Source organism: Oceanobacillus sojae (assembly GCF_007991515.1).
Lineage (GTDB): Bacteria > Bacillota > Bacilli > Bacillales > Amphibacillaceae > Oceanobacillus > Oceanobacillus sojae.
On the sequence record NZ_BJYM01000008.1, the window covers coordinates 131,939 to 144,140 of the forward strand.

Below are 12,202 nucleotides of genomic sequence, written 5' to 3' on the forward strand. Positions count from 1 at the left end.
TCTTAAATAGAGTTCTTAAATGGATGAATTTATTTACAGAGCGGGAGGATATTATATGATTAAATTGATATTAACAGATATGGATGGTACATTTTTGAATAACAGTGGTGATTTTAATCGGGAATTGTATAAAGATGTTAAAAAGATAATGAAGGAAAAAGATGTTGTATTTGCACCTGTTACAGGGAAACAATGTGAACGTGTGGAGACATTATTTGGAGACGATGCAGATGATTTATGGATTCTGGGAGACAGCGCAACCCGAATCAAGCATCAAGGTAAATTTGTTTATGAATCATTGTTAAGCAATAAATTAGGACTGAAAATTATTCACTTACTTGAGGAAATAAGTTCGAAACATACGATTATCGCATGTACGAAAGAGGCAGCGATTGTTAAACAAAACCTTTCACCGGATGAAATGAATGTTGTCAAAGGATCATATACGCAGATAAGGCAGGTTGCTGATTTTAATGAAATAACGGATGATTTTATTAAGATAACAGTTCATGATCCATCCTTAAATTGTTTTGAGACAAAAGAGAAATTATCTCCATTTTTTGAGTCAGCTTACATTGTTGCCTCTGAAGCAGCCTGGATTGATATTGCAAATGCTAATGTTCATAAGGGGACTACTGTTGAACATTTACAGCATTTATTAAATACGACCCCGGAAGAAACGATGGCGTTTGGTGACGGTTATAATGATTTAGAGCTTATGGTCCGTGCGAAATATAGTTTTGCGGTCCGTAATGCAGTACAGGAATTAAAAGATGCCGCGAATTACATCGCTCGTTCCAATGAAGAGGATGCTGTAATGAAGACGATCATTCAAACGTTATCTTTACAAGGATAATGGTATGATTAGAAAATGAGCTATATAAACTTTTTACAATTGTTATAATGGTAAGAGGTACGTTGAAAAAGAAGAATTACCGTTTGTGTTTAACTGGTTTTATCACGCAGAGAAATCCCGATCCCGGCATTTTGGCAGTGCGGAACTCGGGTTAGCTATCTGCAAGAAAAGTTTGTAATTAATATTCAATGGTCTTCTTCCGTGCGGTTTTTAATACTGGCTGTCTGTGCAGTCAGTATTTATTTTGTATAAGAAACTATAAAAATATTGCTTTTAGATAGCTATAAATACATTCCGATTTTATTCTAACGTGTTGGGTGTTTTAGAAAACTTTTTATTATCAATTGAAAACACTGCCAATTATAAATTCTGTTTTTTCTTTCTGATATGATTAATCGTTTTCGGGGAGAATCAATTCTATGGATTTAAATTGTTCCATTGTTTTTTCTCTATCCTCTTTTGTTAAAGGTTCACATCGGTCCATCTCTTCAGAATCCAGGCATCTTGCCATCAAAGAAATTTGAATCTGTTGACCCGCTTCATTCCATACTATCGCTAAGATAGTGTGGTTATTCTCATCATATTGAAATTCTGCAACATCTAAATATTGATTTTCATAAGTTGTTTCTATTTTTTTGAAATTTAAATCCTTATCAGCACTTGCTGACATCATTCTCATACTATCTTCTGCAGTGCCCATAGAGCGATAATATTGCATAAAAAAATGGACATGAACATTTCTGTTCTTTTCTACATTCCTTATTTCAATTGTTTCCCTCTCGTTATCAGAACTTGCGAAATGACTCCGATACTCCACTTTCATCTCTTCAGGAAAGTCCATGGTAAAGCTTTCTGATTCCGATAAAAAAGGGTAATACCCTTCTCGTATTGGCTCTGCGGACTGTAAAAACCCTCTTGTAAAGTTATCTTTAAATGCTGGTGCTTCTGGTAATTCATCAAGCTTCATTTCTGAAGGCTTTCTATTTTCTTCTTGTATACGCATATCGCAGCCACCTGCGATGATTAGTATACATACAAACATGACGATATATTTTTTCAATATTCCTCTAAAAAATAATGGTTTTATAAAGAGATATGAAGCCTGTTTCCAAAGAACAGGTAAAATTTTAGGGATGGCTGATCTTTCTAATGCTGTAAAAACTAGAGTGAAAAGGTACTCTCCAAGGATGAAGCAGTGTCTCGATTTGGTTGCTGCATTACTTGGAAAATGTCGAATTCTTGTTCTGGATGTATTTCTTGGTATTACACTTACTCAAATTCTTGCAAACAATCTACTTGGAACGATGTATTGACTCCAATCAGTGTCGCTCGTAATTTTTTATTACAAGAATCCGAAAGAGCTATGGTACCGCCAGGACCGTCATATAGTTCGAATAACCTGACCGAGGGGCAATGCTGGCGCTATCGTTCATCAGGGTATTAACTATTTCAATCATTCTAATGAAGCGAAGGGGGGGAGAATGCGATTGATTTTTGCAGAAAAAATCTTCATATTACATGGTTGATTTCCGTGGATTTATAAACCTCAATACAGCTTGTGATTTTGCTATAACAGAAAGAGTAATAAATGATATAATTACTCTTCCGATATAATAATAAGTAAATGGTAATAAATCATATAAATGCTTATTAAATTGAAAATGATTTATTTAATAGACCTTTCAAATAATTAGGAGTATCAATTTTCTTTAATTATAATTACTTTGACACATAGAGTAATAAGTGTTAATATAACTCTATTAGATAGAGTTATATGATAAGGAAGGATTATTATGATTAGAAGTGATATTATCCGGGGACATCTGGAATCGATTATACTGCGGTTGATTTATGAAAATGATCAATATGGTTATGAAATATCAAAACAAATCAGCTTGCGGACAGAAAATCGTTTTCAGATTAAAGAAGCAACATTATATGCCGTTTTCCAACGCCTTGAAAAGAAAGAATTAATTGAGTCATATTATGGCAAAGTATCTCATGGCGGAAAGCGAAAATATTATAGGATCACGATGTTAGGAAAAGCATATTTAAAAGAGACAGCCAGAGAATGGAAAGTTACAAAGGAAATTATTGATTTGTTTATGGAGGGATTAGATTGAATAAGATAAAAAATCATGTAAATGAATTATTTAAAGATATTCCAAAGAGTGAAGAAAAGGAAATTATTAAACAAGAGATTTTTCAGAATCTGGAAGAAAAAGTGTATGATTTGGTGGCTCAAGGAAAAGAAGAAGAGGATGCTGTTAACAAAGCCATCGTGGAATTTGGGAATATTGATGAAATAAAAAGTGAACTAGGTGTTTATAACGTAAACAGAGATGGAGATGGAAAAAGAATTGAAAGAGCAAAAATCGATTTGAATTTCTCTATCTGGGGAAGTATTTTAATTATTGCCTTGATGGTTTTTATTAATCTATACTACTCGCCATCAACAATTTGGTTTGTCTATCCGACCTTTGCTATTTTATGGTGGCCGCTCAGTATGTTTTATCGATGGAGAAAATTAAAATAAAAGAGGTGTCAACATGAAGCAGGAAATTGTTTTTGCAACGATTGGAAGTATTATGACGATTGTATTTTTGATGATAGTTAACCTTCTCACCAGTCCTGAGCATCTTTGGTTTTTATATCCTTCTCATATACTTGTTCTGTGGCCTGTCAGCCTTTATTTTTTAAGTGAAAAGCAATATAAATTTGGTGTTCTTTTTGTAGGATTAATAATCATCCTTTTCTTATCGTTAAATAATTATTTCAATTCACCGGGGCATCCATGGGTTTTATACGCTGTTTATCCAATTATTTTATTGGTAGTCTTAACTTTCTTAGGTAAATCAAGTATAAAACTGTCTGTTGCAATAATCGGAAGCCTGGCTGCCATACTGTATTATTCTTTCTTGAATTATTATCTTTCGCCAGGGTACCCGTGGGCGGTTTATCCGGCATATGCAGTGTTATGGTGGCCAACACTTTTATATTTTATCAGTTCAAAAAGATATTTTGGACTATCTATTTTCGGAACCTTCTTAACAGTCGTTTTTTTGATTGTTGTCAGCGCGGTTTCCACACCAAATGTTATTTGGGAAGTGTATCCGATTTTTCTAATTCTGTGGTGGCCTTTGAGTATGTATTTTTATGGTTCTAATAAAAGAAATAGTCGCAATAAAATAATCCGGCAAATATAGGAACAATGCTGGAATACAAAGCAGCCTGGTACAGAAAGCAAATTGTTATCGTTGTTAAAAACTCCCCCTCCAGTTAGCTATGTTCGAATTGTGGACATCAAAACAAAGACGATAAAAATCTCGCTTTGCGTGAATAGAAGTTTGATAAGTGTAAAAATAATGAAACCATTATCAGTGAATTTTTCTTAAAAGGATTTGGTGAATGTGAAAAAGAAGGACCAAAACATGTTAGACTTTCTATTTTTTATACCGCCAGATGATACCTCTGCATCCAATAATAGAATATTGCCTTGGAGTTCCTTTCTTGTTATTTGTGGAGGGTGGCTTATACTCTGGTATTTGACGCCAGGGCTGCATGGCAATGGTATTGGGAACCTATTTACGAATAATGACGAATCCTCTATTTTTCTAGAAACAATCATTGCATTAATTATTGTAATCATACTGATTGTAACGCATAAACGCTGTAATCAATTATTATTTCATCAATCCAAATGGATTTATCTCTATATTTCTCCCGTTGTTCTGGCTTTGGTGCTTCCTTTTTATTACAATCTTCCGCTTCCAGCACATCTTTATATTTTTTGGATGACTGTTTCTGTATTCTGGCAGGATTACCTTACATTTGGATTATTGCAGAGTTACTTAGAGGAACACCTGCCAATGTGGACAGTTATTCTGGCAGTTGCAATCATTTTCTATATTGGCCATGTGGTATTTATTCCCGATAGTTTTGCACCCGCGCATGTTTCATCTGCATTTAGTATCCTAGGTCTCGGCATCGTAGTGGCATTTTTACGTGCGAAACTGAAAACACTTCATATTATTTTAGTTCTGCACTTATCGTTTTACTTTATTGTTGTTTTTTAGTACGTGTTTGTCTTGAATCAAAATACCGTAAATCTACGTCTGTTTCAAGCGGAGGCGCTGCTTCAGCTGGTTTTAACTGCAAGAATGTATATATTGTTATGGTTAATTATTGATAATTTCCACTATTTCTCTGGTCGCTTTTTTTGCTTCGGGTATAGGATAAAGTACAAAGATGTGATTCATCTTTGGATATTCAAAATAATTTATTTTCACTTCTCCCGCTTTCAGTCTGTCTCTGAACTTTCTGGCGTCAGGTAAAAAAACTTCATGTGTTCCGACAAATAAAGTAATTTCTCCCAATCCATTTATCTCTCCATTTATTGGGCTGAGTAAATAATCATTTGGGTTTGTGTCTCCTGCATATGCTTTCCCCATTTCGATTAAACCATAAATACCCAGCATTGGATCTTTGCGTTCCAGCGCAGAAGCATCTGGATTTTTCATCGTAATATCAAGCCAAGGTGAAATTAAGATGATATGCCGGGGCTGTGATAACTTTTTTTCCAGGAGCAATTGTGCTAACGCTAATGCAAATCCTCCGCCGGCTGAGTCGCCCATCAAGGTAATATTATCCTTACCAAATGTTCTTAAAATCCATTCGTATATCGGAAGAACTTTATCAAAAGATTCATTATATTGATGGTTGGGAGCTTTAGGGTAGATTGGAACGAAAATTGTAGCTTTCGTTTCTTTTGCTATTTTTCCAAGAAAAATCCAGTGGAATACAGATGGCTGTTCGATATATCCTCCTCCATGCAAATAGAGTATAGCTTTTTCAGAAGTATTTTTTTCTTGATTAAAGATATAATAGTCCATTCCATCAAACTTTTGTTTTTTTATGTCAAACTTTCTTTGAATAAATTTTGGCAAGACATAAGGCTTCTCATTTTTGATTTGTTTTTCTTTTAAAAATTTAGCGTATAAATTATGATTGGTAAAATTATTTTTGTTACTCAACCGTGTGAGTAAACGTTCTGCAAACCAGCTCTGAATACTTCTCATATTTGCTTCCCCCTGTATATCATTAATCGTTCGATTTTATCGCAGTTTAACTTGTGTGTAAGGCTTCCGCTTCAATAAGAAAGGAAAATTGAAAATTCTAAGTGGGAGCAGGGCAGTCCAGGATGCTCTGATTGGTTCAAGATTCTTTATGAAGACTGCTTTTTAGTCAAGTTTTGATTGAAGTTTCATTTTATGTATAATGTTTAACCCATTTTGAACATTACTTGTGACAATCTTATTGTTAAAGTATGTTTTGAGCATACGGAAGCCGTCGCATACGTATTGATTATTCCTATATATCCAGCAGATGACTTAGCATGGATCAAATAATATCTGATGTAATTTTATTTAAACAAACTAAAAAGCCATCCTTTCAGTATAAAACAAAAGAAGATGACTGCATTCCAAAACTTCTGTAATACCAATATTTATTCTGCAATCTTTACATAAATATTTGTGTTTATTGTATTAGTTAAGATGTAAAATCTAAATACCTTACAAGTATATACGCTTCTTCATTATTTATCATCTTTAAATAGAATTATGTTTACAGTAATTATAATCAATTTATCGGCTTAAAATCATCGGGATTAAAAATTTTTACAGTGAAAGCTCTATTCAATTGGCAGATATACAGTTAATTTTACCTTGTTGTTATTTGTGAAATAAATAAAAATATATTCTTTTCCTGATAGGGAGGGAATAGTATATATCAATCTTACGAGAATACAACACATAGAAGCTGTTATTAAAAGATATTTTTTCAGGTCTTTTGAATCATTCTATATAAGCAAATATATAGTTTTTTAAAGATAAAAGGAGTAGTATGAAAATTGAAAATAAAATTATTTAAAAAGGGAAAACTTATGTTCTATCTCATATTATTGGTCTTATGTTTAGCGTGTGTATTAGCAGCTTGTGGAGGAGATGACAATAATGAAAGCGCTGATAACGCAGGTGGTGAGGGAGAGACAGAGTCTGCAGGTGTGGAAGAAAATAAGGAAGATGAAGATTCTGAGTTTGCCAGCGTTGAAGCTGGAGAAGAAGTATTTCAAAACAATTGTGCCGGCTGCCATGGCCAAGATCTGACTGGAGGAGGTCCGGATTTAACAGAAATCGGCAGCAAATATTCTCAGAATGAAATTGCTGATATTGTTGAAAATGGAACAGATGGAGGAATGCCAGCCTTCGGGAATTTAGAGGGTGATGACCTGGATGAACTTACTAAGTGGCTGAGTGAACATAAGTAATAGGTAATAAAAAATAAGTATACATTATGATGCTCCCTTTAAGCAGACGGAGAAATAATAAAAACTCTCTAGTGGCATAAAGGGAGCACTTTGTTTGCTGATTAATAATTACATAAAAGAATGAAATTGAATAATGAAGCATCTGCCTTTTGATGGATGTTAAATGGAGAACCATTAAAAACTCCTCCCTAAAAACAGAGAGTGAGAATATCAAAATATTTAAAAGTTATTAGAATTTTTAAATAATATCTGTAAAAATATCTCTTTAATGGTATGATGAATACAGAAATTGTATATGAAAAGAAGAGAGAAGGGTAACAGAATGATAAAAAGAAGCTGTTTTTTTCTCCATATACTTTTATTAAGCTTATGTTTTCCGAATACTTTTTCAGCAGCAGAAAATACAACACCATCTGGTATCCCGATTGAAGAACTGGAAGAGTTTGTAGACGATTATGCAGAGGAATACATAGGAAATACTGTGGCAGGTGCAGTAATTATAGCTATTAAAGATAATCAGATTGTCCTGTCCAAAGGTTATGGTTTTTCAGATATAGAAAATCAAATCCCGATGGATCCAGAGATAACAGTTTTGGAGTGGGGATCTATTGCCAAATTATTTGTCTGGGTCTCAGCCATGCAGCTTGCTGAACAAGGAGAATTGGATTTGGAGGAGGACATCCGCAGCTATTTGCCGGAAGATTTTCTGACTAAATTAAATTTTGATGAGCAGCCCATTACCATGTTAAACTTAATGCATCATAATGCGGGCTTTGAAGAGTATATTTTTGATTTATTATTTGACTCTCCAGAACATCTGGTGTCTTTGGAGGAATCTTTGAAATTAGCAGAGCCGAAGCAGGTCTATAAGCCTGGGAAGGTTGTTGCTTATTCTAATTATTCTACTTCTTTAGCAGCTTATATTATCGAAGGAATTACCGGACAGCCTTTTTATGAATATGTAGATGAGCATATTTTTGAAGAATTGGGAATGAATCATTCCACTATGCATTTGCCTGTTGAGGATAATCAAGACATTGCGCTTCATAAAGGAAAGGGTTACTTAACTGGGGATAGTGCTAATTTTACAGAATCACAGCCTTTTTATATTTCCATGTATCCAAGCGGAGGGATTAATGGAACAGCGATAGATTTAGCGGAATTTGTACAGGCTTTGATGCCGCCTGAATCGGAAAATACTTCTTTATTTCAGGAAAAGGGGACACTTTTTGAACTATTTTCAACAAGCTATTCTCCAAAGGAGGGCGTCCCGGGACTTGCTCACGGTTTTTGGGAATATGACGGGGAGTATAGAGGGCTGATGCATGGTGGAAATACAGTTGCTTATTCCAGCAATATGCAGATAGTTCCGGAGGATCAGTTTGCTATTATTGTTTTAACTAATCAGGCTGATGAAACAGATCTTTCAATTGGGCTGATAGATGAATTAGTAGGGAGGGGAGATCAGGCAGTACAGGAAAACCTTCCTCCAGCCTCTGACGTAGAAGGGTCTTACCTTACTGCACGCCGAACTTATGATGGTTTCATGAATCTTTATGCATATCTTGCTCCATTACATGTTGAGCCAATAAATGATAATGAGATTGAATTGGATCTGGCGGGTTTTAAAGCAACTTATATGCAAACGAGTCCTTATGTATATAAGTTGAAAAGCGGAAATGATATCTTTATACAAAACAATGTTATGTATTTTCATGTGAATGATGGAGAAGCAGAGCAAATTTCAACGGTGTATGCTGATTATGTGTCTATGGATAAAAGTAAATCGTTTCTGCTTGTAAGCTTAGTATTATTTATTTGGTCTGTAGTGTACTTCCTGATTTCTCCTTTTGTTTTAATAGTGCTGGCATTTTTTCGAAGGAGAAGAAAGAATAAAACAACAGCTGCTGCGAAATGGAACTGGGCGGTGATGCTTTCAGGGACAGCCTTGACAGTTAATATAGCACTATTGATAGTACGGATGCTGGCTAATCCAATGCGGGCATATTCAGAGTTGTTTCTTCATTTTATAGGGACTTATTGTTTCACTATAACCAGTTTGATTTCTCTTGTTATGGTAATTATATATTGGAAAAAAGCTCCGTTATCGAAATGGCAGAAGGGCGGATATCTGTTGACCTGTATCAGCAGCATACTGTTTATTGCCTGGCTGTTTATTTGGCAGATGTATTCATAAACCCATTAAACGGTTTTCTGTAAATAAGAGAAGAGGCATTTATGTTCATGCTTATTCTCTTATTTTTATTTGTCTGGTAAGAAATTCCAATCTGCAAAAATAAAATTGATGCCCGTTATGAAAGAGATAGATACTATCAAATATTTGCATCTTGTCCAAAGAAAAATAATGTTAGAATTGAGTTTTGGATAATCAGGAGGATTTGGATAGAGAAGAATATGAATTAATAAAATGTCTCGGAAGAAAATACCGCGGAAAATATCAATGGCCTCCTTTTGTCAGCATGATACCGGATCAATTGCCGTGGATGATTAACCAGGAAGAAAGCCTTCTTTTAAAGGATATTCAATTAAAGTTGAATACTTTTCTTTCTGATACGGAAAACCTGTCTGAAAAGGTTCCGAGCTTTGGAGAGAACCTGCTTGTTATTCAGGAAAATGGGGAATTAACTCTTTTATCAATGGATGAGCTGATTGAAAAAGCTCTGCAGAACCCTGTTTTGAAGCTGGATATATCTGAACTGGAGTGACGGCGGACAAAGAAAAAAATATAGCCTGCAAATGGGAATGAAGTAGAGCTGGCCTTTATTCAAATGAACGAACCAGTTCAGAAAACTCCTGAATCAAGACCTTTTATCCCGTATATTCTTGTTCTTATTGATAGGGGAACGGAGGAAGTATTACATTATGATTTAATAGAATCTGTTTACGATACAGAAGGTGTTCAGCAGGCAATCTACCAACTTCTTGATAAAATAAAAGTTTTACCGAAAGCTGTTTATATGTTCGATGATTTTTTGCGGTAAATGGAGAACCACTCTTTGACAGACTATCTATTCCTTTAATAAAAATAGAGGAGCTGGAAGATGTGGAACAGTTTGTTGAGATGATGGTGTCTGAGGAAGGTCCATTTTAGATAAAGAATAACAGCTGTTAATTATAGAAATAAAGAAGCCTCCTTTTCATTGACGTGTAACATGAAAATAATGAAGGGATGTTTTTCTACAGCTTTTAATTTTTAGCTCATATAAAAAGATCCATAGAAATATCCTTAACGATTATCGGAGCTTTCTTTTGTATCACCGCAGGTATATTGGGGCTTGTACGTAAACCTCCAACCGGATGAATACTTTAATGCGTGCGCCGGGTATCTATAAAAAAACAGCTGGAACGATCGTTCAGCTGTTTTTATGAGTGCTAGTTCAACGGATTTAAATGTTTTTATTGATTAACTCTATTATCAACATCTACGATTTTAGCAGGATTTAGGATGTTATTTGGATCTAAAGCTTTTTTAATATTTACCATAACATCAAGTGCTGCACCGTGCTCCAGGCGTTGATAAGGTTTTTTTCCGATACCTACACCGTGTTCACCAGTACAGGTTCCGCCGCGCTCTAATGCGTAGCGTACAATTTTTTCATTAAATTGCTTTGCTTTTTTTACTTCTTCTTCATTTTCCATATCGATCATAATTAATGAATGGAAATTTCCGTCCCCGACATGTCCTAAAATGCCTCCAGGAATATTCAGCTTTTCTAATTCTTCACCCGCATAAATCACGGAATTTGCCAGTTCAGAAATTGGAACAGCAACATCTGTCAGCATCATTTTTTTACCAACATGACCATGAATATAAGCATATGCTAGATTGTGCCGGGCATCCCATAAATGGTTGCGGGCAGCGTTATCTGTTTCCGAGCTGAAATTATCACAGCCGTGATCCTGCATAATCTCCTGTGAAAATGCGAGATCTTCTTGCAACCCAGATGCATTTCCGTGAAATTCTAAGAAAAGTGTGGGCTTTATAGGATAATTTGTCTCATTGAATTTATTAATTTGTGTTACAGAAGCTTCATCAACAAACTCAACTCTCGCGATTGGAATTCCTGCATGTAAAATAGAGGTTACGGCTTCAATTGCGTTAGTAAGACTTGGAAAAGTAGCACGGGCAGCAACAATATGCTCCGGTATTCCATAAACCTGAAGTGTAAGTTCGGTAAAACAGCCAAGTGTGCCTTCAGAACCAATAAAAAGCCCGTTTAAATGATAGCCAGAAGAGGATTTTGCTGCCAGGTTTCCTGTATGAATAACACTTCCATCTGCAAGCACAACTTCCATATCACGAACCTGATCACGCATAACCCCATATTTCACAGTTGTGGTACCGCTTGCATTTGTTGCTGCCATTCCACCAAGAGTTGCATTTGCACCAGGGTCTACAGTGAAAAAAAGACCGTACTTTTTTAACTCTTTATTCAGCTGTTCTCTTGTCACTCCCGGCTGAACTTTTACAAGCAAATCACTTTCTTTTATTTCCAGAATCTGATTCATTAATGAAAAATCAATCGTAAGCCCGTTTTGGTAAGGGATAACATGTCCTTCTAAACTGGTACCAACTCCAAAAGGGGTTACCGGAGTTTGAAATTTCTGGGCGACCTCCATGATAAACGAAACTTCCTCTGTTGATTTTGGAAACACGACGACATCAGGCAGGCTTGTCTGATGATAGGTTTCATCTTTACTATGTAGTTCTTTCACTGTGTCATTTGAGGATATTTGATCACTTGATAATTTTGTGCTTAATGCTTGTATAACTTGTTCCATATTTTTGCTCCTTTCCTTCGTTAGAATGGAAAATTATTTTGAATATAAAGTAAATATATACTTTAATATATTATATTCATTATAATTGCTTTTCAAATTAATTCAATAATTGTAAAAGAATTTTAAGTTTTGACAAGATAATTTCTCGTAGAGGGGGAGTGAATAATTTAAAACAACAAAATACCACTTGCTTATTTTACTAAGCAGGTGGTATT

The 12,202-nt window shown here is 35.0% G+C and carries 11 protein-coding genes and 1 pseudogene; 9 read left to right on the forward strand and 3 right to left on the reverse strand.

All coding sequences use genetic code 11. The features are described 5' to 3' along the window. Positions 1 to 55: 55 nt before the first annotated feature. Positions 56 to 856, forward strand: coding sequence for an HAD family hydrolase (locus OSO01_RS10975; RefSeq protein WP_147210474.1), 801 nt, complete (start codon positions 56 to 58; stop codon positions 854 to 856). 391 nt (positions 857 to 1,247) lie between these two features. On the opposite strand, the gene OSO01_RS10985 is transcribed toward OSO01_RS10975, so the two are convergent. Next, a complete protein-coding gene (locus tag OSO01_RS10985) occupies positions 1,248 to 1,916 on the reverse strand; it encodes a YvcA-related protein (RefSeq protein WP_147210475.1) in 669 nt (222 codons plus the stop codon). Positions 1,917 to 2,649: 733 nt separating this feature from the next. Between OSO01_RS10985 and OSO01_RS10990 the strand changes: the two genes are divergently transcribed. The 4 genes from OSO01_RS10990 (at position 2,650) to OSO01_RS11010 (ending at position 4,932) form a co-directional block, all read left to right on the forward strand. Next, positions 2,650 to 2,979 (forward strand): PadR family transcriptional regulator, encoded by a 330-nt coding sequence (locus OSO01_RS10990; protein ID WP_147210476.1) that lies wholly within the window; start codon positions 2,650 to 2,652, stop codon positions 2,977 to 2,979. Then, positions 2,976 to 3,392, forward strand: a complete 417-nt coding sequence (locus OSO01_RS10995) for a permease prefix domain 1-containing protein (RefSeq protein WP_147210477.1) — start codon at positions 2,976 to 2,978, stop codon at positions 3,390 to 3,392. The genes OSO01_RS10990 and OSO01_RS10995 overlap by 4 nt, the downstream gene beginning before the upstream one ends. A 13-nt stretch (positions 3,393 to 3,405) precedes the next feature. Continuing rightward, a complete protein-coding gene (locus OSO01_RS11000) occupies positions 3,406 to 4,062 on the forward strand; it encodes a hypothetical protein (protein ID WP_147210478.1) in 657 nt (218 codons plus the stop codon). Between the two features lie 225 nt (positions 4,063 to 4,287). Continuing rightward, entirely contained in the window at positions 4,288 to 4,932 is a 645-nt protein-coding gene (locus OSO01_RS11010; protein WP_147210479.1) for a hypothetical protein, read from the forward strand. 102 nt (positions 4,933 to 5,034) lie between these two features. On the opposite strand, the gene OSO01_RS11015 is transcribed toward OSO01_RS11010, so the two are convergent. After that, a complete protein-coding gene (locus tag OSO01_RS11015) occupies positions 5,035 to 5,934 on the reverse strand; it encodes an alpha/beta hydrolase fold domain-containing protein (RefSeq protein ID WP_147210480.1) in 900 nt (299 codons plus the stop codon). Between the two features lie 833 nt (positions 5,935 to 6,767). On the opposite strand from OSO01_RS11015, the gene OSO01_RS11020 reads away from it, so the two are divergent. The 4 genes and pseudogenes from OSO01_RS11020 to OSO01_RS11035 all read left to right on the forward strand — a co-directional run. Further along, a complete protein-coding gene (locus OSO01_RS11020; RefSeq protein WP_307725846.1) occupies positions 6,768 to 7,184 on the forward strand; it encodes a c-type cytochrome in 417 nt (138 codons plus the stop codon). A 322-nt stretch (positions 7,185 to 7,506) separates the two neighbouring features. After that, on the forward strand, positions 7,507 to 9,381 hold the full coding sequence (locus OSO01_RS11025) for a serine hydrolase domain-containing protein (protein WP_186813636.1): 1,875 nt from the start codon (positions 7,507 to 7,509) through the stop codon (positions 9,379 to 9,381). 184 nt (positions 9,382 to 9,565) lie between these two features. Then, positions 9,566 to 9,910 carry a DUF7309 domain-containing protein gene (locus OSO01_RS11030; RefSeq protein WP_147210482.1) on the forward strand — a complete coding sequence of 115 codons (345 nt, stop codon included), beginning with the start codon at positions 9,566 to 9,568 and terminating at the stop codon, positions 9,908 to 9,910. A gap of 45 nt (positions 9,911 to 9,955) precedes the next feature. Beyond that, positions 9,956 to 10,186 (forward strand): annotated as a pseudogene (locus OSO01_RS11035) (DUF6930 domain-containing protein); the annotation flags it as partial. A gap of 415 nt (positions 10,187 to 10,601) precedes the next feature. On the opposite strand, the gene OSO01_RS11040 reads toward OSO01_RS11035, so the two are convergent. Next, complete coding sequence (locus tag OSO01_RS11040; protein ID WP_147210484.1) at positions 10,602 to 11,987, reverse strand: FAD-binding oxidoreductase; 1,386 nt, start codon at positions 11,985 to 11,987, stop codon at positions 10,602 to 10,604. Positions 11,988 to 12,202 lie beyond the last annotated feature (215 nt).